The 24,978-nt window shown below is 66.9% G+C and carries 19 protein-coding genes; 11 read left to right on the top strand and 8 right to left on the bottom strand.

What is annotated here, in order from left to right:
* Positions 1 to 12 precede the first annotated feature (12 nt).
* The 6 genes from HDC95_RS09290 (at position 13) to HDC95_RS09265 (ending at position 6,711) form a co-directional block, all read left to right on the top strand.
* On the top strand, positions 13 to 1,377 hold the full coding sequence (locus HDC95_RS09290; protein WP_259063127.1) for an MFS transporter: 1,365 nt from the start codon (positions 13 to 15) through the stop codon (positions 1,375 to 1,377).
* Positions 1,374 to 2,168: a sugar phosphate isomerase/epimerase gene (locus tag HDC95_RS09285; RefSeq protein WP_259063126.1), complete on the top strand. Its 795-nt coding sequence runs from the start codon at positions 1,374 to 1,376 to the stop codon at positions 2,166 to 2,168. The genes HDC95_RS09290 and HDC95_RS09285 overlap by 4 nt, the downstream gene beginning before the upstream one ends.
* Entirely contained in the window at positions 2,126 to 3,019 is an 894-nt protein-coding gene (locus HDC95_RS09280; protein WP_259063174.1) for a phosphogluconate dehydrogenase C-terminal domain-containing protein, read from the top strand. The genes HDC95_RS09285 and HDC95_RS09280 overlap by 43 nt, the downstream gene beginning before the upstream one ends.
* A 1-nt stretch (position 3,020) precedes the next feature.
* A complete protein-coding gene (locus HDC95_RS09275) occupies positions 3,021 to 3,776 on the top strand; it encodes an SDR family NAD(P)-dependent oxidoreductase (protein ID WP_259063125.1) in 756 nt (251 codons plus the stop codon).
* Between the two features lie 128 nt (positions 3,777 to 3,904).
* Positions 3,905 to 4,936 (top strand): LacI family DNA-binding transcriptional regulator, encoded by a 1,032-nt coding sequence (locus HDC95_RS09270; protein ID WP_259063124.1) that lies wholly within the window; start codon positions 3,905 to 3,907, stop codon positions 4,934 to 4,936.
* Between the two features lie 35 nt (positions 4,937 to 4,971).
* Entirely contained in the window at positions 4,972 to 6,711 is a 1,740-nt protein-coding gene (locus HDC95_RS09265; protein ID WP_259063122.1) for a hypothetical protein, read from the top strand.
* Positions 6,712 to 6,730: 19 nt separating this feature from the next.
* On the opposite strand, the gene HDC95_RS09260 is transcribed toward HDC95_RS09265, so the two are convergent.
* The gene (locus HDC95_RS09260; protein WP_259063121.1) at positions 6,731 to 7,561 is read right to left on the bottom strand and encodes an NAD(P)-dependent oxidoreductase; all 831 of its coding nucleotides are present in this window, start codon (positions 7,559 to 7,561) and stop codon (positions 6,731 to 6,733) included.
* Between the two features lie 121 nt (positions 7,562 to 7,682).
* On the opposite strand from HDC95_RS09260, the gene HDC95_RS09255 reads away from it, so the two are divergent.
* Positions 7,683 to 10,274, top strand: a complete 2,592-nt coding sequence (locus HDC95_RS09255; RefSeq protein ID WP_259063120.1) for an alpha-L-rhamnosidase — start codon at positions 7,683 to 7,685, stop codon at positions 10,272 to 10,274.
* 177 nt (positions 10,275 to 10,451) lie between these two features.
* A complete protein-coding gene (locus HDC95_RS09250) occupies positions 10,452 to 11,381 on the top strand; it encodes a sugar-binding transcriptional regulator (protein ID WP_259063119.1) in 930 nt (309 codons plus the stop codon).
* A gap of 18 nt (positions 11,382 to 11,399) precedes the next feature.
* Here HDC95_RS09250 and HDC95_RS09245 read toward each other — a convergent pair whose 3' ends face one another.
* The 4 genes from HDC95_RS09245 to HDC95_RS09230 form a co-directional block, all read right to left on the bottom strand.
* A complete protein-coding gene (locus HDC95_RS09245) occupies positions 11,400 to 12,050 on the bottom strand; it encodes an aspartate/glutamate racemase family protein (protein WP_259063118.1) in 651 nt (216 codons plus the stop codon).
* Positions 12,051 to 12,053: 3 nt separating this feature from the next.
* A complete protein-coding gene (locus tag HDC95_RS09240; protein WP_259063117.1) occupies positions 12,054 to 12,965 on the bottom strand; it encodes a carbohydrate ABC transporter permease in 912 nt (303 codons plus the stop codon).
* A 1-nt stretch (position 12,966) separates the two neighbouring features.
* Positions 12,967 to 13,851, bottom strand: a complete 885-nt coding sequence (locus tag HDC95_RS09235) for a carbohydrate ABC transporter permease (RefSeq protein ID WP_259063116.1) — start codon at positions 13,849 to 13,851, stop codon at positions 12,967 to 12,969.
* A gap of 106 nt (positions 13,852 to 13,957) precedes the next feature.
* Positions 13,958 to 15,277: an ABC transporter substrate-binding protein gene (locus tag HDC95_RS09230; RefSeq protein ID WP_259063115.1), complete on the bottom strand. Its 1,320-nt coding sequence runs from the start codon at positions 15,275 to 15,277 to the stop codon at positions 13,958 to 13,960.
* Positions 15,278 to 15,439: 162 nt separating this feature from the next.
* Between HDC95_RS09230 and HDC95_RS09225 the strand changes: the two genes are divergently transcribed.
* From HDC95_RS09225 to HDC95_RS09215, 3 genes are read left to right on the top strand one after another with little or no spacing between them, the layout of a single operon-like run.
* The gene (locus tag HDC95_RS09225; RefSeq protein ID WP_259063114.1) at positions 15,440 to 17,413 is read left to right on the top strand and encodes a glycoside hydrolase family 127 protein; all 1,974 of its coding nucleotides are present in this window, start codon (positions 15,440 to 15,442) and stop codon (positions 17,411 to 17,413) included.
* Between the two features lie 5 nt (positions 17,414 to 17,418).
* A complete protein-coding gene (locus tag HDC95_RS09220) occupies positions 17,419 to 18,675 on the top strand; it encodes a RuBisCO large subunit C-terminal-like domain-containing protein (RefSeq protein WP_259063113.1) in 1,257 nt (418 codons plus the stop codon).
* Positions 18,668 to 19,912 carry a four-carbon acid sugar kinase family protein gene (locus tag HDC95_RS09215; protein WP_259063111.1) on the top strand — a complete coding sequence of 415 codons (1,245 nt, stop codon included), beginning with the start codon at positions 18,668 to 18,670 and terminating at the stop codon, positions 19,910 to 19,912. The genes HDC95_RS09220 and HDC95_RS09215 overlap by 8 nt, the downstream gene beginning before the upstream one ends.
* A 46-nt stretch (positions 19,913 to 19,958) precedes the next feature.
* Here the strand turns inward: HDC95_RS09215 and HDC95_RS09210 are convergent, their stop codons facing one another.
* From HDC95_RS09210 to HDC95_RS09200, 3 genes are all read right to left on the bottom strand, one after another.
* Positions 19,959 to 22,958 carry a glycoside hydrolase family 2 TIM barrel-domain containing protein gene (locus tag HDC95_RS09210; protein ID WP_259063110.1) on the bottom strand — a complete coding sequence of 1,000 codons (3,000 nt, stop codon included), beginning with the start codon at positions 22,956 to 22,958 and terminating at the stop codon, positions 19,959 to 19,961.
* Positions 22,958 to 23,887, bottom strand: coding sequence for an aldo/keto reductase (locus HDC95_RS09205; protein ID WP_259063108.1), 930 nt, complete (start codon positions 23,885 to 23,887; stop codon positions 22,958 to 22,960). The genes HDC95_RS09210 and HDC95_RS09205 overlap by 1 nt, the downstream gene beginning before the upstream one ends.
* A 74-nt stretch (positions 23,888 to 23,961) precedes the next feature.
* Positions 23,962 to 24,963 carry a LacI family DNA-binding transcriptional regulator gene (locus HDC95_RS09200; protein WP_259063106.1) on the bottom strand — a complete coding sequence of 334 codons (1,002 nt, stop codon included), beginning with the start codon at positions 24,961 to 24,963 and terminating at the stop codon, positions 23,962 to 23,964.
* Between the last annotated feature and the right edge of the window lie 15 nt (positions 24,964 to 24,978).

Raw genomic sequence — 24,978 nt, 5'->3', positions numbered from 1 at the left:
TCAGGAGTCACCGTGGACAACACCCAGACCGAAAGCCCGGTCGCGAAATCCGCGATCCGCAAGGTCGCCATCCGGCTCGTACCCTTCGTGGCCCTGATGTTCTTCATCAACTACCTCGACCGCACCGCCATCGGCTTCGCCTCCCCCAACGGCATGAACGACGACCTCGCGCTGAGCGCCGCGCAGTTCGGCTTCGCCTCCGGCGTCTTCTTCATCGGCTACATCCTGCTCGAGGTGCCCTCGAACCTCGCCCTGCACAAATTCGGCGCCCGCCGCTGGCTGGCTCGCATCATGGTCAGCTGGGGCATCGTCGCGCTCCTGTTCACCTGGGTCCAGAACTTCGAGCAGCTCGTCGTTCTGCGATTCCTGCTCGGTGTCGCCGAAGCAGGATTCTTCCCCGGTGCGATCCTGTTCCTCAGCCTCTGGGTTCCGGCGCGCTACCGCGGCCGCATCCTCATGCTCTTCTACCTGGCACAGCCCCTGACCACGGTCATCGGTGCTCCGCTGGCCGGTGCACTCATCCAGCAGCACGGTGTCTTCTTCGGCCTCGAGGGCTGGCGCTTCATGTTCATGGGTGTGGCGCTCCCGGCCATCGTGGTCGGCGTCATCGCCTGGTTCTATCTGAAGGACAAGCCGGCCGATGCGAAGTGGCTCACCCCGGAGGAGCAGACCTGGCTCACCGGTGCACTGGAAGCAGAGCGTAAGACGACCGAGTCCTCCGAGAAGCACGTCTCCGCGCGATTCGCCTTCTCCAGCGGGCGCGTGTGGATGCTGTCTTTCATCTATTTCGGCTTCATCTACGGACTCTACGCACTGGCATTCTTCCTCCCGACGATCATCGAGGGATTCCAGACCGAGACCGGCGGAGCGTTCGACGTGTTTCAGAAGGGGCTCATCACTGCGATCCCGTATCTCCCCGCAGCGATCGTGATGTACTTCTGGTCGCAGGATGCCGGACGCCGTGGTCTCAAGACGTGGCACATCGCCGTTCCCGCACTCGCGGGCGCCGTCTCCATCCCCCTGGCGCTGTTCATGGGATCCCCCGTGGCCACGATGGCAGTTATCACCGTCACCGCGTGTGCGATCTTCGCGGCGCTGCCGAACTTCTGGACTCTGCCGACGCAGTTCCTCACCGGTGTCGCTGCAGCGGCCGGAGTCGCTCTGATCAACACCATCGGAAACCTCGCCGGCTTCAGCGCGCCGTACATCACCGGCGCGGTGCATGACTGGACCGGCGGCTACGAGGTGCCGATGTTCATCGTCGGCGGGTTCATGCTGCTGTCCGCCGTGCTGATGGTCATCCTGTCGCGGCAGAATCGCAGCACGTCGGATGCCGTGGCAGCCGAGCAGGCCGAATCGGTGGCAGGCGAAGGATGATCGGCCTCGGCACGTACGCCTACTTCTGGCAGCACTCCGACCGCGCACCGCAGCCGCTGAGCCTGATCGACGCGTTCGAAGACACCCGCGCCCAAGACGTCGATCTCTTCCAGATCTGCGACTACGCGCCTCTGGCGCAGATGAGCGACGCCGCGTTGCGCGATGCGGCGAGAGCCGCACGCGACCTCGGCCTCACGATCGAGCTGGGCACGAAGGGCATCGTCCCCGAACATCTGAACCGCTTCCTGAAGCTCGCCGAGGTCTTCGATGCGCACCTGGTGCGCAGCATGCTCTACGGTCCCGACTCGCGGCCGTCGCTCGCCGAGGCCGAGAGCTGGCTGCGCCACGCACTCCCCGCATACGAGGCGGCAGGCGTCACCCTCGCCCTGGAGACCTACGAGCAGCTCGCCACCGCCGACCTGCTCGCCGTGATCGAGCGAGTGGACAGCGAGCATCTCGGCATCTGCCTCGACCCCGCGAACGTCGTCGCACGCCTCGAATCACCGCGCGCCTGCGTCGAGCAGACAGCCGCGTTCACCAAGAACGTGCACGTGAAGGACTTCGCCTTTGCGCGCCAGCCCGGCTGGGTCGGCTTCACGTACAGCGGCGCACCGATGGGATCGGGGCTGCACGATTACGCGCACCTTCTGGCGACCGTGCACCCGCGTGAACGCGGAATCAACGAGATCGTCGAGCATTGGCTGCCGTGGCAGGACGACGCGGCGACCACGATCCGAACCGAGCGGGAATGGACCCGCATCACCCTGGAACACCTGAGGAGCACACTGTGAGCGAGAACTACAAGATCGCCGTCATCGGCGCGGGCGGCAAGATGGGCATGCGCGTGTCCAACAACCTCGTGAAGACGGGCCACACCGTCTGGTACGTGGAGAACTCCCCTGCCGGCAGGGAACGCACCGTCGAGGCCGGCCGCGAGCTGACCGAAGCATCCGCTGCGGTCGCCGACGCCGACATCGTCGTGCTCGCCGTCCCCGACCTGGCGCTCGGGCCGGTCACGGCAGACCTCGTCCCGCAGCTGCGCTCCGGTGCCATCGTGCTGACCCTCGACCCCGCCGCTGCCTACGCCGGCCTCCTCACCACTCGCGAGGATGTCATCCAGGCGGTCGCGCACCCGTGCCACCCGTCGATCTTCCTGCAGCGCGAGACGCCGGAGCAGTGGGCCGACACCTTCGGTGGCATCGCCGCACCCCAGGACGCGATCGCTGCGATCGAGAGCGACGACGAGGCCAAGAAGGCCATCGTCGAGGCCACCGTCCGTGCGATCTACGCGCCCGTGATCGACGTGCACTGGGTCACGATCAAGCAGCTCGCCCAGCTCGAGCCGACCCTCGTGGAGACAGTCGCCTGCATGATCGGCGATCTGCTCAACGAGGCGTTGCAGGAGACGGTGAACACGATGGGCGTTCCGGAGGCGGCTGCGCGCAGCATCCTGTACGGTCACACCCAGGTGGCACTGGCCAACGGGCTGCGCGGCGACAACCCGTTCTCCGACGCCTGCCTCATCGCGATGGACTACGGCAGGGAGAGCATCATCAAGGACGATTGGAAGAAGATCTTCCGCGACGACGAGCTCGACAAGAACCTCGCCCGGATGCTGCATCTCGACAAGATCGAGCGCTGAGATGACTCGTCTCCTGGGAAAGACGGCGCTCGTCACGGGAGCCGGAGCCGGGATCGGACGCGCGGTGGCCGAGCGCTTCGCCCGTGAGGGCGCGCGCGTGATCATCGCCGACCGGGATGCGGATGCTGCGGCATCCGTCGCCGCGAAGATCGGCGATGCCGCACGCCCGGCAGTGGTCGACATCTCCGATGAGGCGTCCGTCGAGGCGGCGTACGCCGACCTCGTCGCTGCCGGATGGAGTCCCGACGTCGTCGTGGCGAACGCGGGGGTGCAGCTGTTCGGGCAAGACGCCAAGGCTGCCGATCTCGACCTCGACGTGTGGCGTCGCACGATCGACGTCAACCTGACCGGCACGTTCCTCACGGTCAAGCACTCTGTAAGGGCGATGCGCGCCTCCGGCGGCGGCTCGATCATCCTGACCGGAAGCCCCACCGGCCTCAACGGCGAAGGGCAGGACTTCACTGCGTACTCCGCCTCGAAGGCCGGCATCCATGGCCTTGCCCGCACCGTCGCCGCGGCATATGCCAGTGACGGCATCCGAGTGAACACCGTCGTCCCCGCCTACACCGAGACCGGACTCGTCTCCACGATCTCGGACGACCCGGAGTCGCGCGCGGCGATCGTCGGGCGCATCCCGCTCGGTCGCGCCGGCAGCCCGGCTGATGTGGAAGGCATCATGGTGTTCCTCGCCAGCGCCGACGGCGAGTTCGCGACCGGTGCATTGTTCGCCGTCGACGGAGGAATGACGACTCTCTGACGATCGACCGAACGGCCGCCGCATCGATGTCATGGATGCGGCGGCCGCTCGGCTGCGCGCGCACGCCTTACGATGACGTGAACGCGCATGCCGGGAGGAAAACGATGTCGGCGTCACCCAAAGGTCACATGAATCCGACCATCCACGCCGTGGCGCGGGCGGCCGGCGTGTCCAGTGGCACCGTGTCGAACGCCCTGAATCATCCCGCGCGGCTCGCCCCCGGGACGCTGAAACGCGTCCACCACGCGATCCTCGACCTGGGTTACATCCGCAGTGCCGCAGGACGCACGCTGATCCGCAACCGCTCCGACAGCCTCGGTCTCGTGATGCCCGATCTCGTCAACGTGCTCTTCGTCGAGATCGCCCGCGGCGCGCAACGCAGCGCCACAGAGCAGGGAAAGCGCCTCGTCACGGCGAACAGCGGATTCAACGCGCACGAACTCGCCGCGGGCACAACGCAGCTGGATCAGCAGGACGAGTACCTCGAGTACTTCGCGGAAGCGCGCACCGACGGCGTACTGGTGGCCTCCATGCGCGACCCGAGTCGCGGCATCGAACGCATCCGCAATCATGTGCGACCGATCGTCGTCATCAACTACGACGTGCCGCGGGCCGACTGGTGCACGGTGCTGATGGACAACGAGCAGGTCGGACGGGCGGCCATCGAGCACATCGCCGATCTCGGCATCCGCCGCGCCTACTTCGTCTCGATCCCCGACATCGTCCAGCCGATCGTGGAGCGGCGGCGCGGAGTGCGCGCGGCCGCCGCAGCGCGCGGCGTCGTGCTCACCGAGATCGGCACCGCCGGACTCTTCCCCGAAGACGGAGCGGCGGCGCTCTCCGGCATCCTCCCCGAACCTGGCGGTGAGCGCATCGCGATACTCGGCGCCAATGATCGACTCGCGATCGGCGCCCTGCAGCTCCTGCGGGCGCGCCCTGACCTGCGCGTACCGGAGGATGTCGCCGTGCTCGGCATGGACGGCGACCACCGCGACGACGGCGCGGACTGGATCACGCTCACCTCCATCGTGCTGCCCGGCCAGGCGATGGGCGCCGAGGCGATCCGCCTGATCGATGCGGAGGCGCAACCGGGCCACGAGCATGAGCGGGCTGTGCTGCCGGTGAGCGTCCGGCCGGGGGCCAGTACGATCGGCGGCTGACCTCCATTCATTGGCAGGCCGGTTAGGCTCGATGCGTGACATCGACGACGACATCATGGTGGCGCAGCGACGCTCCGACATGGCAGGCCGACGGCTGGTCCCTGGAACTACGCGGGGACGAACTCGCAGACATCCGCCGTGGAGGCAGCGTGATCCTGCGCGCCGTCCGGGCGGTCGTGCGGGACCACGGCTGGAACACCGTGCCGACGATCGTCGCCGCGACGGAGTCCGAAGAGGGCTCGCTCAGGCTCCGCCTTCGCCACGAGGGACTCGGCGCCCAGCTGCTGTCGACACTCACGATCGAGACGAGCGGGGGCGAACTCCGCATCGTCTGGGACGCAGAGAATCTCCGCGACTTCTCGACCTGTCGCACGGGGCTCGTCGTCCTGCATCCCGCATCCGATGCCGGCCGCCGAGTCACCGTGACGCACTCGGACGGCATGACGGAGCAGACCGCATTCCCCACGCGCATCAGTCCGCATCAGCCCATCATGGACATCCGCGCACTGCAGCTTCACTCCACAGGCGACGCGGCTGCCGCGACGACGCTCCGCTTCGACGGCGACGTGTTCGAGATGGAGGACCAGCGCAATTGGTCGGATGCCTCGTTCAAGACGTACAGTCGCCCGCTCGGTCTCCCCTACCCGTACCCGATGGCGGCGGGTGAGCGTGTGCGCCAGTCGATCACCGTCGACGCCGTTCGGACTCCGGCTGCCGAGCCGACGGTTTCGCATGAGATCGTCCTGGCCGAAGGCGGTATGTTCCCTGCCGTCGGCGTCGAAGCTTCGACGGCTCCGGATCCCGGCCCGCAGCGCACGGACGGCAGCTTCCGCGTCGTCGAACTGAACCTGACCACGCCGACGTGGCCGGCAGCACTGCAAAGGGCTGCTGCGGACGGGCTGCCGCTGGATGTCCGTCTCGTGGTCGGCGAGGACTCGAAGCCCTTGGCGGACGCCGCGAAAGCACTCGCCGATCACCCGGTCATGGCCGTCACGCCATTCGACAGCGTGCTGCACGTGAGCGACGAGCGCACCGTGGCCCGCACCAGAGCGGCACTCGACGCGGCTGGCGTTCGCACGCAGCTCCGAGGCGGCGCGCGATCGCACTTCACGGAGCTCAATCGTGAGAGGGAACGCATCCCGGACGATGTCGACGGCATCGCGCTAACGACCACGCCGCTGTTCCATTCGCTCGATACCGAGCAGCTCGTCGAAGCACTGCCGATGCAGCGACTCATCGCGGCTCAGGCCATCGAAATGGCAGACGGTCGCCCCGTGCACATCGGGCCGGTGACCCTGCGTCCCCGGTTCAACAACGTGGCGACGAGTCCTGAGCCGGCGCCGACCCTGACCGATCTGAGCGAGGGCTACGGAGCGCAGTTCACGGGCGGCGTGGACGGGCGGCAGAATTCGTCAGAGCTCGCCGCCTGGACGATCGCGAGCGCTGCCGCGCTGGCCGTGCCCGGTGTCGCGAGCCTGTCATGGTTCGAGACCTGGGGTCCACGCGGCCTGCACGACGACACCGGAGTGCCCCGCGCCGCCGCCGAGGCGGTCGCCGCGCTCTCTCTGCTCGAGGGGCGGATGCTGCTGTGCGGATCCAGTCCCGATGGGCTGCTCTGGGCGATCGGCGCCAGAGCGGATGACCAAGACGACGTCGTGCTCGTGGCCAATCTGGACCGGACTCCAAGGGAGGTCGTGGTCGCAGTGCCCGGTCGACAGGCACGACGGGCTTCGGTCCTCGCCGGGACCTGGTCGCGCCTCACGACGGGCAGCTGAGCGCCGGTCGAACTGACGTTCAGCGCCAGTCGTACTCCGGCGCGAAGCCGAGTCGCCGCTGAATCTTCCTCACTGAGAACAGAGACTCGAACTCACCCAGGTCACCCGCCACCCGCACACCGGGGAACCAGCGCTCCGCTGCCTCCCGTGACGGCTGCGCAACTCCCGAGAGCGGGTGGGCGACGTGGTAGACCTCGAAGCCCGGCTCCGCATGCTGCAGTGCCAGGGAGACGGCTTGTGCGCCATCCCGAGCATCCACCCAGGAGCCGAGCAGGTCGCGCCGATAGTCCGGCTCCGCAGCGCGTTCGAACGTGCCGTAATCGCCTTCCGCGACGACATTCGTGAAGCGCAGCGTCGTGATCGAGGTTCCATCGGCCCAGGAGACGAACTGCGAGGCCATCGACTCCTCGACGATCTTGCCCAGTGCGTACGTGTTGAACGCCTGCGCGTGACTCTCGTCCAACGGCAGGTGCGGCGGGGGAACCTCGTACGGGAACCCGGTCGCAGTGATGCTGGAGGCCGTGACGACCGTGCGGATGCTGGCCCTGTGCGCGGCGAGAAGCACATGGAAGGATGCCATCACGTTGTTCTCGAAGGTCGTGACATCCGGCACGAGGCCATTCACCGGTATCGCGGCGAGATGTACCAGCGCGTCGAAGCCGGAATGCCTGGCCGTCACTCCGAGGAATGCATCCAGCACCTGACCGTAGTCGCCGAGGTCGAGGCGCGTGAACCCGGGTCCGGCGGGGCCCGCGAGGTCGAAGCCGACGACCTCGTGGCCTTCGTCGCGCAGGCGTGCGACCGTCGCCGTGCCGAGTTTTCCCTCGCTGCCTGTCACACCGATGATCATGCTTGACTCCTCCGTGTCGTGCGACAGAATTGAAACGTGCAAATCGCTTGATCCAGTATCCCAGGAACAGGCGTCGTCCGCAGGATTGCGGGCGCCGAGGACTCCCCGAAGAAGAGGATCGATGATCGCCGTCGCCGCACCCAGGATCGAACACCACCGCGAGCCGATCGGAATCGGCGAACCCCGACCGCGCCTCAGCTGGACGGTGAGCGACGCACCGTCGGGGTGGCTTCAGACGCGATACGCGATCACCGTCGTCCGCGCCGGAGAGGAGCACAGCTTCGAAGTGAACTCCCGCGATCAAGTGCTCCAGTCGTGGCCGACCGTACCCCTGTCTTCGCGCGAACGGGTCGAGATCAGCGTCGCCGTCGGCGGCGAGGATGGGGCGTGGTCGACCCCGAGCCCCTTCGTCACCGTCGAAGCAGGGCTGCTCGATGCTGCCGACTGGTCGGCCCTTCCCGTCGGTGCGAACCTCGATGAGGATCCGGAGAGTGACGACCGCAGGCCCACACTGGTGCGAACATCGTTCATCGTCGACGCGCCCGTCTCTTCCGCTCGGCTGTACGCGACAGCTCACGGCCTGTACGAGGCCGAGCTCAACGGCATCCGCGTCGGCACCGATACCCTCTCGCCAGGCTGGACGGTATACGGTCAGCGCCTGCGCTATCTCACCTACGACATCACCTCATTGATCCGAGAGGGCGAGAACGCCGTCGGCGCGTGGCTCGGCGACGGCTGGTATCGAGGCCGTCTCGGCTGGCGTGGTGGGTTCCGCAATCTGTTCGGCGACGATCTGTCGTTCATCGGCCAGCTAGAGATCGAGTACGCGGATGGACGGCGCCAGACGATCGCGACCGACGGCACCTGGCGCACGTCCCCCTCGCCGATCGTTCGCTCGGGCATCTACGACGGTGAGGACTACGACGCGCGCCTCGAGCAGCACGGCTGGTCGACGCCCGGCTTCGACGACTCGGCCTGGATGCCCGTCGCCGTGCGCGACCGCGACCCCGACACTCTCGTCGCGCCCACCGCACCGCCCATCCGCGTCACCGAAGATGTCGCGCCCGTAGCCGTCCTCACCGCGCCCAGCGGCGCCCGCATCCTCGACTTCGGCCAGAACCTCGTCGGGCGCGTCCGGATCAGTGTCACCGGTCCCGCCGGTGCCACCGTGACCATGCGCACCGCCGAGGTGCTGCAGGACGGCGAGCTGTACACGCGGCCACTCCGCGGGGCACGCTCCGCCGACAGTTACACCCTGGCCGGAAATGCGGACGGCGAGGTCTGGGAGCCTCGGTTCACGTTCCATGGCTTCCGTTATGCGGAGGTCGCCGGATGGCCGGGAGACCTCGACGCGGATCCCGCATCCGGAGCGCTCGTCGCCCGCGTGCTTCACACCGACCTGGAGCGCACCGGCTGGTTCGAGTGCTCCGACCCGCTCGTCGAGCAGCTGCACCGCAACGTGGTGTGGGGCATGCGCGGCAACTTCGTCGGCATTCCCACCGATTGCCCGCAGCGGGATGAGCGCGTCGGGTGGACGGGCGACATTCAGGTGTTCGGCCCGACAGCGTCCGGTCTCTTCGACGTCTCCGGCATGCTCTCGGATTGGCTCCGCGATGTCGAAGCCGATCAGCTCCCCGACGGCACCGTCCCCTGGTACGTCCCCGTCATCCCCTCCCGCCACATGTGGACGCCTATCCGCCCCGGCGCCGCCTGGGGCGACGTCGCGACGCTTCTGCCGTGGACGCTCTACCGGCGTTTCGGCGACGAGGGCGTGCTGGCCGCGCAGTTCGACAGTGCACGGCGCTGGGTCGATCTCGTCGAATCGCTCGCGGGCGAGGATCGACTGTGGAACGAAGGGTTCCAGCTCGGAGACTGGCTCGACCCCGCCGCTCCCCCGCAGGACCCGGCGGATGCCCGTACCGATCGGTACCTCGTCGCCACCGCATACTTCGCCCGCTCCGCGCGTGCCGTCGCGGAGATGGCCGAGGTACTCGGACGCGTCGAGGATGCCGCGCGCTACGGTGCCCTCGCCGACGAGGTCGCAGCCGCTTTCCGAGCGGCGTATGTGACCGACGGCGGTCGGATGACATCCGATGCCCAGACCGCGTACGCGCTGGCGATCATATTCGATCTTCTGGAGGATGACGCACAGCGCGCCCTCGCGGGTGCACGCCTGTCAGAGCTCGTCGCAGAGGCGGGCAACCGGATCGCGACCGGCTTCGTCGGCACCCCGCTCGTCAACGATGCACTGACGGTCACCGGCCACGTCGACGCGGCGTACGACCTGCTGCTGGAACGGGAGTGTCCGTCCTGGCTCTATCAGGTGAAGCAGGGCGCAACGACGGTGTGGGAGCGCTGGGACTCGCTGCTTCCGGACGGCACGGTGAACCCAGGGACGATGACGTCGTTCAACCACTACGCACTCGGTGCCGTCGCCGACTGGTTGCATCGCAGCGTCGCCGGCCTCGCCCCGGCCGAACCCGGCTTCCGCCGCATCCGCTTCGCGCCTCAGCCCGGCGGTGGACTCACACACGCCTCAGTGCGCCACCTCACCCCGTACGGTGAGGCCTCCATCGCCTGGACACTCGAGAACGGGATACTGCGCGCAGAGATCCTGGTGCCTGTCGGCGCATCCGCGGAGCTGCTGCTCCCGGGAGCGGAACCGGAGGACCTAGAGCACGGTCTCCACGAACGGAGCATCCGCTTCGCCTGAACACCTTCGTCGACGACGGACGCGGCGATGATTCTTCCTCCGAATGCTGGCATTGCGCCCGTATCGTGAATATTATTTCGTAAGCGAATCAGAATTTGAATCGCTGTTGATCCCGGGAAGAGGAACCCTTTGCCTTCGAATACTTACAGCCGACCGCTCGACGGGCAAGTGCGGCTGATGACGAAGGTCGCTCGCATGTATCACGAGCGCGGCATCCGGCAGGCGGAGATCGCGGAGGCATTGAACATCTCCCAGGCGAAGGTATCGCGACTTCTGAAGCGCGCCGTCACCGTCGGAATCGTCCGCACGACTGTCACTGTGGCGCCCGGCGTCTACGCCGAGACGGAAGAGCTGCTCGAAGAACGCTTCGGTCTCGCCGAGGCCGTCGTCGTCGACGTGGATCCGGAGGCCGATGCCGCCGAGACCATCGCCGCGCTCGGGGCCGGGGCCGCGGCATACCTCGAGGCCACGCTCTCGGGCACGGACCGGATCGGTGTCTCCTCCTGGAGCCAGACGCTGTTAGCCGTCGTCGAGCGCATGCGCCCGTTCGCGGCGCGCGGGGCGAGTGAGGTCGTGCAGCTGCTGGGCGGGTCCGGCGCGCCGGAAGCACAGGGGCACAGCCATCGCCTTCTCGGCGACCTCGCCAGGATCATCGGCGCCGAGGCCGTCTACGTCCAGGCACCCGGCATCGTGGCGAGCCCGCAGATCCGCGACTCTCTGCTCACCGACCCCGCGATGCAGGAGATCAGCCGTCGTTGGCGAGAACTGACCATGACCATCATGGGCATCGGCAACATCGAACCGAGTGATGTGCTCGCCTCGAGCGGGAACGCTTTCACGGCGGAGGAGCGCACCGAGCTGCTCCGCGATGGCGCCGTCGGCGACATCTGCCACCGCACGTACCGCTTGGACGGCAGCCCTGTACAGGGCGAGTTCGACGAGCGGATCATCGCGATCCCGCTCGACGATCTGCGCCGGATCCCCCGCCGGCTCGGCGTCGCCGGTGGTGCCCACAAAGTCGACGCCATCCGTGGGTCCCTCGCGGGTGGTTGGGTGAACGCGCTCGTCACCGATCTGCGCACCGCGCAGACGCTCCTCGAGAACTGAACCCGGAAGAGATCCGTCCTAGACAGCAGCGAGAGTGTCGCGCAGACGCGTGATACCGGGCTCAAGGCTCGTCAGCACCGGCACCTCGACCGTGACTGCGTTCGCGGCACTGGCCATCGAGGCTTGCGCCAGCACGACGACGTCCGCATCTGCCGCGAGTCGTGTGATCGCCGCGGCGACGAGCTCATCGTGAGCGGAACGGTCGCCGGAGGCGACGGCGGCGAACGCCCCCTCCACGACCTCGCTCGTGATCGTCGGCGACGCTCCGGCGCGCTCAGCGCGTTCCTCGATGAGCGCGATCGTGGGTGCGAGAGTCGTCGGCAGTGTGGCGATGACCGCGATCCGGTCGCCGGCCGCCACGGCCTGATCTGCCATGGCCTCGTCGATGCGCAGCACCGGGATACCGACACGCTCTGACAGTGCGGACGCGTAGCCGGAGATCGACGAGCATGTGAGCATCACCGCATCCGCCCCCGCAGACCGGGCGGCCCGAACGAGATCTTCGAGCCGCTCGTCCACGCTCGCCGCGAGGGTCGAATCTCCGAGGTCGGCGACGACCTTGTCGTCGAGGTAGTTCACCGTCGCCGCATCAGGCAGCAGGCGTCCGGCGAGTTCCATCACGGGAGGGATCACGACGGCTCCGGTGTGCAGGAATGCGATGCGAGTCATGGATCAGCCCTTCACCGAGCCGGCCGCGAGACCGGCCATGATCTTCTTGTTGAGGAACACGAACACGATCAACAGTGCCACGATGTTGATGCTGATCGCGGCGAACAGCGGCCCGTACTGCGTGGAGCCGTATTCGTCGTTCATGCTCAGCAGACCGACCTGGATGGTCGCGAGGTCCTGCTTCGATGTGAACGTCAGCGCGATGAGAAGGTCGTTCCAGACGCTGAAGAACTGCACGAGCGCCACCGTGAGAATGGCGTTCTTCATCAGCGGCAGACCGATGACGAAGAAGGAACGCAGTGGACCGCATCCGTCCACGGTCGCCGCCTCGAAGACCTCGCGCGGCACGGAGCGGAAGTACGTCGCCATGAGGAACGTCGTCAGCGGCAGGCCCATCACGACATAGGTGATGATCAGCGGCCACAAGGAGTTGGTCAGACCGATCTTGAAATACACCGTGAACAGCGGCACGAGCAGCATCTGACCGGGCACCATGATGCCGGCGAGGATCAGCAGCAGGGTCGCATGGCGGCCCTTCCAGATCATCACCTCGAGTGCGTAGCCGGCGGCGACGCCGAGCAGGACGATCAACGCGACCGACGGCAGTGTGACCAGAAGACTGTTGCGGTAGTTCACCGCGACGTTGCCGCGGGTCAGCGCCTGAATGTAGTTGTCGAAGTTGAGCGCCTCCGGCAGCGCCCAGGTGGGATTGGAGAGGAACTCGGTCTGGCTCTTGAACGAGCCGAGCACGACCCACAGCTGTGGATACAGCACGACCACGAGCAGCACGGTCACGATCACCCAGACGGGGATTCGGCGGGCGATGCGCGACGCGCGGCGGTTGAGCTGCCGCCGCGCGGGAGGCGCCGCCTTGCGGGAGATGTCGGCGTGCAGAAGGGTCTGTGTCTCAGTCATCTCAGACCTCCGTCGACTTCTTGGTGGACGAGCGGAACACCGCGAGCGTGAACACCAGGCAGAGCAGTGTCAGCACCACGGCGATCGTGCTGCCGTAGCCGTACTCGGTGTACTCGAAAGCTGTTCGGTACATGTAGAGAGTCAGCGGCGCCGTGGTGGTTCCCGGCCCGCCACCGTTGAGGGCGAGCAGGCTGTCGAACACCTTGAGCGTGGAGTTGAAACTGAAGATGATCGATGAGATGAGGATCGGCAGCGACAGCGGCAGCACGATGTGCCGCACCAGCCGGAGTCCGTTGGCACCGTCGATGCGCGCGGACTCGATGACCTCGTCCGGGATGTCGAGAAGTCCGGTGTAGAGCAGTACCGCGTAGAAGCCCATCGAACTCCACCACGTCATCACGAGGGCGATGCTCATCGTGCCGACTGTGGTCGCGAGGAACTCGACGCTGCCCAGACCGAAGAAGTTCAGCAGGTCGTTCACCGGACCCTGGTTGTCGCCGACGGCAACGAAGCTCTTGAACAGCAGAGCGACCGCGACGGTGGGCAGGACCATGGGGAAGAACACGGCCGTGCGCAGGAACGCCGAGCCCTTGCGGAGCACGAACACGTACAGCAGCGCGAGGAGATAGCCGAAGACGATCTGCCCCACGGTCGCGAGCACCGCGAAGGTGATGCTGACCCAGAGGGATTGGATGCCGGCCGGGTCCTGGAAGAACTTCGCGAAGTTGTCGATGCCGACGAACTCGAATCCACGGAGGGTGTTGCCCTCGAAGAAGGAGAGCCCGAGCGACCAGGCGACCGGCACGAGCTTGAGCAGCACGTACAGGATCAGCGTGGGCGCGAGCAGGATGATGATCGTCTTGCGATCACCGAAGACTCGTTTCATGGCGGGCTTTCGTGACGGGTGACGGCCCGGGTCTGCACGTACTGTCGCGAACCAGTGCGGGTGCAGACCCGGGCCGAGGGATCATTGTCCAGTCTGGACGAGGGCGTCAGCTGTTCTCGTCGATGCTCTGCTGAAGCTGAGCCATGTAGTCCTCGGCGCTCAGCTGACCGGAGACGAGCAGCGACATGTTCGACTGGGCGAGGCTGGTGGACTTCCCGTCCATCAGCGCCTCGAACCAGAGCACGGTCTCCTCGACCTCGGCGACCTTCTCCTGGATCATCTTGGTGGGAGCGGGGAGATCGGCGACCTCGCCGTCGACCTTGAAGCCGGAGATCACACCGGCATCCGACAGCGCCTGCGAACCGTAGTTCTCTGCGATGCACTTGAGCCAGTCGGCCGTCTTCGGCCCGTACGTCTTCGGTGTCATCGCGAACGCGGTTCCGGCGTTGGCCGGCCACTGGTCGATCGAGCCTTCGCCGCCTTCGACGGCCGGGAAGGGCATGAAACCGATGTTGTCGGCGCCGATCTTGTTCTCGTCCTCGCTGTTGATGTTGCTGAGCAGCCAGGTCCCGTCGTACTTCATGGCGGCCTTGCCTGTGAGGAATGCGTTGGTGGCGGCAGCCGGGTCCATGGAGATGAACCCCTCTCCGAATGCGCCGTCGGCGGCCAGATCGGCGACCGCCTGAGCTGCTTCGACGTACTCGGGGTCGGTGAGCTTCGCGTCGCCGTCCTGGATCGCCGACATGGCGTCGGGACCGGCAAGACGGTACGCGTACATCCCGATCAGTCGTGTGACTGGCCATGCCGCCGCACCCGCCTCCGCCATCGGGGTGAATCCCGCAGCGATGAGCTTGTCGTTGGCGTCGAGCAGCTCGTCGAAGGTCTGCGGCTCCCCAATGCCGACCTCGGCGAAGATCTGCTTGTTGTAGAAGATGCCCTCGAGGTTGTACTGATAGGGCAGCGAGACCATCTGTCCGTAGACGTTCTCGATGGTCGAAGCGGCGGCCGGCAGCACCTGCTCCCAGACGCCGAGGTCGGTCAGTGCGTCCTCGTAGTCGAGGACGAGACCGGCAGTGCCGAGGTCGCCGTCCGGACGCACCATCTGGGTGCCGCCGATGAAGTGCGATGGCAAGGAATCCTGGCTCGCGAGGAGCGTGACCTTCTGCACGACGTCGGCCTGTGCGACCGTCTCGTGTTCGAGCGGGAGTGCCTCGTTCTCGGCTTTGCAGGCGCCGGCGGCGAGTGTGTTGAGCACATCAGGCATGGTCTGGTTCTCGTTGGCGCTGAGGACCGTGAAGCTCTCGGGGTCGGATCCTGCGTCGCCACCGGCATCCGCCGATCCGGAGGAGCACGCCACGAGTGACGCGACGGTGAGCAGGGCGAACCCCGATGCGAGCAGAGCCCTGGGTGTGCGGCGGGACTTCATTGATGCGTCCTCCTTGACGACGATTCGTGCTGTGCGGGTGTGGGGGAAACGTTACGGAGAATGGGCGCCCGTGTCAACAATCAGTACTGAAATTATATTCACTTGGTCACCGAAACGTGACATACTGCTGTTCCACGCCCGCTACGAATCAGGTACTGCTCAATGACGATCACGTCTCCCCATGCACTGCTCCATCCCGTCGATGCCGCCGGCGCGCGCTGGTCGAGCGGCTTCTGGGGCGCTGTTCAAGAACGCACGTTCGCTTCGACGGTTCCGACGATCTGGGCTTCTCTCAGCGACGAGGCCGTGAGTCCAGGGCTTCGGAACTTCCGCATAGCGGCCGGCCTCGACGATGGAGAGCACGAGGGTCCGCCGTTCATGGACGGGGACTTCTACAAGTGGCTGGAAGCGGCCATCGCCCAGCTCGAGGTGACGGCCGATCCCGCCCTGGCTGAACGGATCGAAGAGCTCGCCACGCTGATCGCGTCAGTGCAGCGCGATGACGGCTATCTGCACACTCCGGTATTGATCCAGGCGTTGCACGCCGAGCAGGCCGTGGCTCTCGCGGATCGCTTCAACTTCGAGACCTACAACCTCGGCCACCTCATCACGATGGGTGTCAGGCATCACGCAGTCACTGGAAGCACCACGCTGCTCGACGTCGCCAGACGGGCAGCGTCGTTCTTGGAGATGCTGGCGACTGACAAACCGCTCGAGCTTGCGCGCAGCGCGATCTGCCCTTCGCACTACATGGCCGTCATCGAGCTGTACCGCGCGACCGACGACCCGCAGTATCTTGAGCTCGCCGAGGCGTTCCTTCGCGTCCGCGACGACTTCGACGGCGGTGACGACAACCAGGACCGCCTTCCGGTGCGCGAGCAGAAGGTCGCCGCAGGACACGCCGTGCGTGCGAACTATCTGTATGCGGGTTTGGCAGACCTCGTCGCGGAGAACGGTGACGAGGAGCTGCTGAATGTCCTCGAAGGCCTGTGGAACGACGTCGTTGACACCAAGCTCTATGTCACCGGTGGGTGCGGCGCACTCTACGACGGCGCTTCTCCGGACGGTTCCCCCTGGCAGGGCGACATCAGTCGTGTCCATCAGGCATACGGCAGGTCCTTCCAACTGCCGAACACCACCGCGCACAACGAATCCTGCGCCAACATCGGCATGATCCTGTGGAGCGAGCGGATGCTGTCGCTCACCGGTGACGCCCGCTACGCGGACGTGATCGAGCAGATCTCCTACAACAGCCTCCTGGCCAGCATCAGTCTGGACGGCGGCGCGTACTTCTACACGAATCCCCTGCGGCAGGTCCGCGACCTCCCCTTCCCGCTGCGCCGACCCGGCGACACGGCCCTGCATCCGACACCTACACCGCCGCCGTCCGACGAACGACTGCGGGAACGCTACCTCAGTTGCTTCTGCTGCCCGCCCAACATCGCGCGCACCCTCGCGCGCTTCCACGAGCGAGCGGCATCCGTCTCCCCCGACGGCGTGTTCGTGCACCAGTACGGCGGGAGCGAGCTCGCGCTCGGCGACGGCATCCTCAGCCTTCGCGAAGACAGCGACTACCCCTGGAACGAGCGCATCACATTCACGGTGACCGGCGCGTCCGACGGCGGGCTGCCGATTCATCTGCGCATCCCGGGGTGGTCCTCGGATGCCACGCTTGCGGTCAACGGGCAGGCGCAAGCGGTCTCTGAACCCGGCAGCTACACTCGCGTCGAACGCGAGTGGGTCGTCGGCGACGTCATCACCCTCACGCTCCCGATGCCCGTCCGCGTCCTCCGCGGTCACCGTCTGGCCGAGGAGATCACGAATCAGGTCGCGGTCCGCCGGGGACCGGTCGTGTACGCGCTGGAGAGCACCGACCTTCCTGAGGGCGTCATGCTCGAGCAGGCGGCGCTCCGTCGCGGCGCGTCGTTCGAGGTCTCGACCGAAGAGGTCGCCGGGGTCTCTGTGACGATGCTGGCGACTCAGCTCGCCGTGCTTCCGGATTCCCAGGAAGACGCCCTCTATGCCGATATCGAGGACGCCGCGCTCCGATCGGTGCCGGTCCGGTTGATCCCTTATTTCACCTGGGGGAACCGCGGCGCCTCGGAGATGTCGGTCTGGCTTCCGGTGGTCTGGTGATGGCGGTGAGCGCGGCGCATGTCGTCGCGACCTACATCATCGAGACCTCTCTGCCGCTTCGACAGGCTGCGGAGGTGCTCGCCGGCGAGCAGTCGACCGGCACCTTCGTCAGGGTCGAGCGGGAGTCCGACGATGTACGACGGCAGTTCGCCGCGCAGGTGGAGAGTTTGGACGAGATCCCGCTGACGGGCGCGTCGCCGCTGCCCGGTACCGTGGGCGATCCCAGCCTGAGACGCCGCGCCGTCCTGCGACTCCGCTTCCCGCTGGCGAACTTCGGCCCCTCGCTGCCGAACCTGATGGCGGCGGTGGCCGGCAACCTCTTCGAGATCAAGGAGCTCGCCGCGATCAAGCTCGTCGACCTCGATCTTCCGCCTGCTTTCGCCGAGCGCTACAGCGGGCCGAAGTTCGGCGTCGAGGGCAGCCGACGTCTGATGGGTCGCCGCGAAGGGGCGATGATCGGCACGATCGTCAAACCCAGCATCGGCCTCACACCCGACCAACTGGGCGAGCTCGTCGGCGAGCTGGCTGCAGCCGGCGTCGATTTCATCAAGGATGACGAGCTGCAGGCCAACGGCCCGCACGCTCCATTGGAAGCACGTGTGAACGCCGTGATGCCGGTGCTGCAGCGCCACGCCGACCGCACCGGCGTAATGCCGATGTACGCCTTCAACATCACCGACGACATCGGACGCCTCGAGGCGAACCACGATCTCGTCGTCGCCGCCGGGGGCACCTGCGTCATGGCCTGTGTGAACCTCGTCGGGTTCGCCGGCATCGAGTTCCTCAACCGCCACACGGAGGTACCCATCCATGGACACCGAACGATGCTCGGCGGCATCATGCGCTCCGATCAGGTCGGGATAGGGTTCCGAGCATGGCAGAAGATCGCACGGCTGAGCGGAACGGACCACCTGCACACCAACGGCATCAGCAACAAGTTCTACGAGACGGACGCTGAAGTGCTCGATTCGATCTCTGCGGTCCGCGAGCCGCTGCTCGGAATCACGCCGACGGTTCCGGTGCTCTCCAGCGGCCAGTGGGGCGGGCTCGCCCATGCCACCTACGCGGCCGTCGGCACGAGTGACGTGCTCGTGCTCGCCGGCGGAGGAATCCACGGCCATCCGGATGGCGCTGCCGCAGGCGTCGAGAGCATGCGCGCGGCCTGGGCCTCAGCGGAGCGCGGCGAAAGCCTCCACACCGCGCTCGACGAGTCTGCGGCGCTTCGACGCGCGGTCGAGCTCTTCGGGCCCGCACGTGTCTGAGTCAGCCGCGCTCCGCGTCGGGTACTACGGCGACGACTTCACCGGAAGCGTCGACGTGCTGCTCCAGTTCGCCAGGCATGGATGGACCGGGCGCCTCTTCGTCGGGCTGCCCGATGACGCCGAGCTGCGCGCGGCTGCGGCTGAGCATGACGTCGTCGGCATCGCCGGGATCGCCCGCTCGCTGCCGACCGACCGCATCGACGAGGAGCTGCGCCCCGCTCTCGAGGCGCTGCGCGCCCTCGCACCGCAGATCATCCAGTACAAGGCCTGCTCCACGGCGGATTCGTCTCCGACGATCGGAAGCATCGGCCGGGTCATCGAGATCGGTCGCGAGATCATCGGTGCTCGGCCGGTGCCAATATTGTTCGCACAGCCCGACTTCGGTCGCTTCACTGTCTTCGGTCACCACTTCGCGGCCGAGAACGGCATCGTGCACCGACTCGACCGCCAGCCGACGATGTCGTCGCATCCGTCGACTCCGATGGGCGAATCCGACCTCGCTCGGCATCTCGCCGAGCAGACGACGTTGCCCATCGGGGCGATCTCGCGTCTGCGCTTCGACGATCTCGTCACACGACTGGTCTCGTCTCCCGCAGCGGCGGTCGTCCTCGACGCCGTCGACAACGCGGATGCCGCAGCCGTGGGCCGCGCGGTGCTCGCGCTCGACTCCCCGGTCTTCGCGATCGGCTCCGGCGGACTGAGTTGGGGTATCGGCGCGGCCGAACCGGGGGATGCGGTCGCGCTCCCCGCCGGCACACCGGCTCACGGCCCCGTTCTCGCTGTCTCAGGAAGCCGGTCGGCTCAGACACGTCGGCAGATCGAGCAAGCAGCGGCAGCCGGCTGGCTGGTCGCGCCGCTCGATTTCACCGATGCGCCGGCGCAGATCGCGTCCGTGCGGGATAAGCTCGCGCAGGGACGCAGTGTCGTCCTCACCTCAGATGACGCTCCCGGCGGACCGGACACGCTGGAGCGCATCGCCGCGGCGGGTGCGGACGTCATCAGCGCAGTGACCGACCTCACGCGACGGATCATCGTCGCCGGCGGCGACACCTCCGGCCGCGTGACCCGGATGCTCGGTGTGTCTTCGCTGGCGATCGTCGCGAATCCCGTGAGCAACGTGGTGCTGCTGCGCGCAGCATCCGACGCGACGGGGATCGACGGGCTCGAGCTGCTCCTCAAAGGTGGTCAGGTCGGCGCAGACGACCTGTTCGAGAACGTCCGCGCCCTCGACGCATGAGCCTCGAGGGCGCACGCGTCGACAGGCTCAGCGCGCGGCAGCGGTGTCACCCGGCAGAGATCCGCACCCGCCAGGTCGTCGTCTCCCGCGAGATCCGATAGCGCTCAGGGGTGGCCGGTCCGACCGATGCCGACCCGAGCCCGAGCTGGCGATGGTCGATGTTCAGCCAGACCCGGCCGGAGTCGACGAGCTCGTGCGGATGCGCGGCGCGCTCGAGATCATGCGAAGTCCATCGCCGTGCCGTGAAATCGAAGACCTCGCGACCTTCGACGCGCAGCTCCGGGACGCCGTCACCGCGGACGGTGAGCAGGCTCGTGTCGATGTGGTTGCCGTTCTCCTGCGGCACCGGATAGTCCACCTGCAGCCCGTCGATCGACTCGACGTACCGGCCGAGCGGCGACCCCTCCCAGGAATCGACGTATGTCTCCCCCGGACCGCGCCCCTGCCACGCGACATCGGCGTATTCGCCGGGGAGCGCGAACAGCAGCCCCAGGCGAGGCACCCAGATGTCGCGATGCATATACGGCGTGTCCGCCCACGGGCCGACGAAATCCGCGGTGACGGTGAGCTCCAGGCCGTCGTCGTCCTGCTGCCAGAGCATCGTCCAGGCGACACCGTGCGGATGCGTCCGAGGGGCGGTGCGTCCGGTGGCCTCGAGCCATCCATCGCCTGAGCGCACCGCATCTGTCCGGTGCTCCATCCGGTTCATGCCGGTCTGCTGCCAGACCTTGGCGATGTTGTTGTTATCGCCCTGCCCGTGGTCGTTCTCGGTGGGTGCTCGGTGCAGATCCACCCAGGGACCGTCGACCTTCATACCTGCGAGGCTCAGCAGCCGCCCGGTCGCTCCGTCGAAGACTGCGTCGCCGAGGTGCACGTCGCCGCTGTCAACGCGCTCGCCCGCTCCCTGCGCTATGACGGGCGTCGGCACCTGCGCCGGAGCCCGCTCCGCTTCTCCCCACGCCACGATGTGGCCGGCTGGAGCCCAGGTGGTCGCTTCGCGCAGGCGCGCCTGCACCGTGAACACCCGTGCGGCGTCGCCAGCGGAACGCGCAACGGCCGCCGGAAGCGGCACGATCACCGAGCTGCCGGCGGTGAGCGGAGCGATCTCCAGCAGGTCGTCGCGCAGAGTCGCCACGCCGCTCCGCAGCGTCCAGATGAACTCCAGATCCGAGGTGTCGGCGCTGTGGCGGTCATTGCGTATCGTGATCGCGTCACCCGCGACCTCAATCCTGAGGGGCTCATACGCCTTCGCGAGCTGGGCGAGCGCCGGCGTCGGCGTGCGGTCGGCGAAGACGAGTCCGTGCAGGCTGAACCGTCCGCCGTTCGGCTCGTAGTCGACGTCCTGGCCGTGCATGATGTACGGGATGCCGTCGGCCGTCGTCGCCGCGAACCCGTGATCGATCCACTCCCAGACGAAGCCGCCGCAGATGCGGTCGTAATCGCGCATGATGCGCCAGTAATCCGACAGCGAGCCAGGGCCGTTGCCCATGGCATGCGCGTATTCGACGAGCAGGAATGGCAGCCCGCGTCGGCGTTCGTCCACAGGGTCCGGCGCATCGTCGGCATCCGTGTCGGGATCGAAGATCATGCCGTGCATGCTCAACGTGCCGCTGCGGGGCTCCTCCCGACGTCCGATCAGTTCCAGCAGCTCGAGCGACGGGTACATCAGGGAGTAGAAGTCGGAATCCTTGAAGCTGGGATCGCGCTCGTACAGCACGGGCCGAGACGGGTCACGGGTGTCCAGCCAACGCCGCATCGCACCGAACGCATCACCGGTCATGCTCTCGTTGGCCAGCGACCACACGACGATGCTCGGATGGTTCTTGTCGCGCTCCACCGTGCGCTGCAGACGATCGAGGATCGTGTCCTGCCACTCCGGTAGGGCGGGCGGGTTGTGCTCCCACCCCTCGTATATGAATCCGTGCGTCTCGAGGTCGTTCTCGAGGACGACCCACATTCCCAGCTCGTCGCACAGGCGGAGGAACTCCGGATGCGGCGGGTAGTGGCTCGTGCGCACAGCGTCGATGTTCGCGCGCTTCATGAGGACGAGGTCCTCGCGCATCGTGTCGATATCGAGAGTGCGCCCGCGATGCGGGTCGTGCTCGTGGCGATTCACACCGCGGAAGGTCACTGGCCGACCGTTGACGGTGAAGACCCCGTCGATGATCGCCACACGTCGGAAGCCGACGGCCAACTCCACTGTCTCTGCGGCGTCACCGGCAGCGCGCAGCGTGCCGCGGTACAGACGCGGGGACTCGGCGCTCCACGGCTCAACCGCGACGGTGACCGTCTCGCCCGTCCCGATCGAAATTCCGAGCTCGGGGATCTCCACCAGCGCGGGTGCCGTCGCATCCACCCGCAGCGTGCCGAGCCCGGTCAGATGGTCGTAGTCGGCGTGCACGAAGTGGTCGTCGATCGCGTTCTCCGCGCGAGCCAGGAGCTCCACATCGCGGAAGATGCCCGGCAACCACCACATGTCCTGGTCCTCGAGGTAGGTGCCCGTCGACCATCGGTGCACGCGCACCGCCAGAACGTTGCGCCCCGGCCGCACCGGTGCGTCGAACTCGAACGGAAGCCTGCTCCCCATCGACCAGCCCAGCTCTTCGCCGTTCAACCAGACTTTGGCGCACGAATCGACGCCCTGGAATCGCAGCACGCCATCGCCGAAACCCGCAGGCACGTCGAAGACGAGCCGGTAGTCGCCGGTGGGGTTCGCGTCGGAGACATGCGGCGGGTCGAGCGGGATCGGATAGGCGGTGTTCGTGTAGAGCGGCCCTTCGGCCGTGCCGAGCATGGAACGACGTTCGCCGCCCGCGAGCGGCGTGAACTCCTCCAGCACCCAGTGCGAGGGCACGCGCATCGGATCCCAGGCTGTGTCATCGAAATCAGCTCGCGTGAAGTCTTCACCGGAGCCGGCGGCAGTCGGGCTCAATCGGAAGCGCCACGTGCCGTTCAGGCTGAGGACGGGCGCGTCGTTCACGGCGTACGCGCGCGGAGCGCGGCGGCCGGCGCCGGGACGTGTGCTCTCCCAGTAGCGGTCGGTCATCAGGCGCCTTCGTATTCGGTGTCGTCGATCGGGGACGGCACGGGGCCGAGGGCATCGATCGCCGACCAAAGAGCATCAGGAATGTTCTCCGAGTGAGCCGCCAGCAGTTCGGCGATGCGCTGTGGGGACGAGACGCCGACCACGGTGTGATCGACGAGCGGCGAAGTGGTCGAGGGCCGCAGCGCTGCAGCCGCAGCGCTGATGTCATACGAGGTGCACACGCGGAAGAACCCCGCAGTCCACAGCCGCAACGCGTCTCCGATCGGGCGATAGTCGTAACGCGCGTCCGGCCGCGGACCACGCACGAGCAGATCTCCGCCGAAGGGGGCAGCGTTGAAGACAGTCATGCCGAGATCCTTCGCCGCAGCGAACAGATCCGAAGCGCTGCGATCGACGAGCGTGAACCTGTTGTGGCAGAGCACCGCATCGAATGCGCCGCTGTCGACGTAGCGGCGGACCAGGGGCACGGGGCCGGCCGCGATGCCGATGGCATCGACGATCCCCTCCTGCTTCAGCTGCACCAGTCCCTCCACCGCGCCGCCCGGACCGAACGCCTCATCCACCGTCACCGTGTACGGGTCGTGCAGGTGGAGCATGGAGATGTGGTCCACTCCGAGTCGCTCAAGGCTCTCCTCGCACGAGCGACGAACTCGGCTCGCATCGAAGACGCCGGTGTCGGGATCCCGGTCGACCTTGGTGATGACCCGGGATGCCGCGGCATCTCGCTCGGCGGACTCGAGCGTCGCCAGCGCGAGCCCGAGAATCTGCTCCGATCGACCGCCGGCATAGGCGTTGGAGGTGTCGATGCGCAGACCGCTGCCGATCAGCGCTCGCGCCGTCTCCAGCGCCGCTTCATCCAGGCCTCGCGCACCGAGAGACGAGGTGCCGAGCACCAGCGCGCCGTGATCCGATTCATTCGAGAAAGCCACGTTGCATATCCATTCAGCTATGAATTCTAGGCCAAGCCTAGCATGCGCACCCTCGCTGAGACTTGGGAGGCGCTTCAGCCGTCTGTAGACGCCCGGATGACCAACTCGGGGCGGAAGCGCACGTTGCGCTCGTAATCGCCGTCCGGGTCGTCGATGAAGCGCAGCAGCAGGTCCACCGCCGTGTGCCCGATGAGCCGTGCCGGCTGACGGATCGAACTCAGCGGCACGACCGTGGCCGATGCGAAGTCGATGTCGTCGTAGCCGACAATCGCGATGTCTTCCGGCACCCGCACCGTACTGAACATGGAAAACGCCTGCAGCAGGCCCACCGCCAACAGGTCGTTGGCCGCGAAGATCGCCTCTGGCCGAACCGTGCGTCCGACGATCTCCTCTCCGGCAGCGCGACCGTTCAGCACCGTGAGCGCGGGCATCTCGATCAACTCCAGCGTCGCATCCGGCGTCTCCTCGACGGCGCGCCGTGCCCCCCGCAGTCGGTTCGCGACCTGCGCGATCGATGACGGTCCCCCGATGAAGGCGATCCGACGGCGACCGATGTCGATCAGGTGCCGCACGGCGAGGTATCCGCCCTCGACGTCGTCCACCGACACCGAGCAGAACGCACTCCCCGGCAACTCGTGGTCGACGAGCACCACCGGGATGCCGGCACTCTGCACCTTGTCGAGCTTGTCGAGCACATCGGATGCCGGGCTGATCAGCACACCGTTCACACGCTGCTCGCGGAACAACTCGAGATAGCGATTCTCGCGGGACGGATCCTCATCGCTGTTGCCGAGAAGCACAGAAAGCCGTTCCTCTTCGGCCCTCACCTCGGCACCACGAGCGACATCCGCGAAGAACGGGTTGCCCGCATCGGGCACGACGAGGCCGATGCTCCGGCTCCGCCCTGCGCGCAGCTGCCTGGCGGCATCGTTGCGGACGAAGCCGAGGTCGTCGATGACGGCGAGTACGCGTTCGACGGTGTCCGCGGCAACCTTGTCACGCCGATTGAGGACGTTCGACACCGTTCCGACGGACACGCCGGCGGCGGCGGCGACCTCGCGCACACTCACTGCCACCAGCTGCTCCAGTTC

The organism is Microbacterium sp. AK031, from assembly GCF_024807145.1.
Classification (GTDB): Bacteria; Actinomycetota; Actinomycetes; order Actinomycetales; family Microbacteriaceae; genus Microbacterium.
Note: the sequence above shows the minus strand (reverse complement) of the source record. Positions and strands in the feature narration are given on the sequence as shown.

Coding starts and splice junctions, on each gene's coding strand:
- HDC95_RS09285 (WP_259063126.1), top strand. CDS start 1,374: ATGATCGGCCTCGGCACGTACGCCTACTTCTGGCAGCACTCCGACCGC.
- HDC95_RS09280 (WP_259063174.1), top strand. CDS start 2,126: ATGGACCCGCATCACCCTGGAACACCTGAGGAGCACACTGTGAGCGAG.
- HDC95_RS09275 (WP_259063125.1), top strand. CDS start 3,021: ATGACTCGTCTCCTGGGAAAGACGGCGCTCGTCACGGGAGCCGGAGCC.
- HDC95_RS09270 (WP_259063124.1), top strand. CDS start 3,905: ATGAATCCGACCATCCACGCCGTGGCGCGGGCGGCCGGCGTGTCCAGT.
- HDC95_RS09260 (WP_259063121.1), bottom strand. CDS start 7,561: ATGATCATCGGTGTGACAGGCAGCGAGGGAAAACTCGGCACGGCGACG.
- HDC95_RS09255 (WP_259063120.1), top strand. CDS start 7,683: ATGATCGCCGTCGCCGCACCCAGGATCGAACACCACCGCGAGCCGATC.
- HDC95_RS09250 (WP_259063119.1), top strand. CDS start 10,452: ATGACGAAGGTCGCTCGCATGTATCACGAGCGCGGCATCCGGCAGGCG.
- HDC95_RS09245 (WP_259063118.1), bottom strand. CDS start 12,050: ATGACTCGCATCGCATTCCTGCACACCGGAGCCGTCGTGATCCCTCCC.
- HDC95_RS09240 (WP_259063117.1), bottom strand. CDS start 12,965: ATGACTGAGACACAGACCCTTCTGCACGCCGACATCTCCCGCAAGGCG.
- HDC95_RS09235 (WP_259063116.1), bottom strand. CDS start 13,851: ATGAAACGAGTCTTCGGTGATCGCAAGACGATCATCATCCTGCTCGCG.
- HDC95_RS09230 (WP_259063115.1), bottom strand. CDS start 15,277: ATGAAGTCCCGCCGCACACCCAGGGCTCTGCTCGCATCGGGGTTCGCC.
- HDC95_RS09225 (WP_259063114.1), top strand. CDS start 15,440: ATGACGATCACGTCTCCCCATGCACTGCTCCATCCCGTCGATGCCGCC.
- HDC95_RS09210 (WP_259063110.1), bottom strand. CDS start 22,958: ATGACCGACCGCTACTGGGAGAGCACACGTCCCGGCGCCGGCCGCCGC.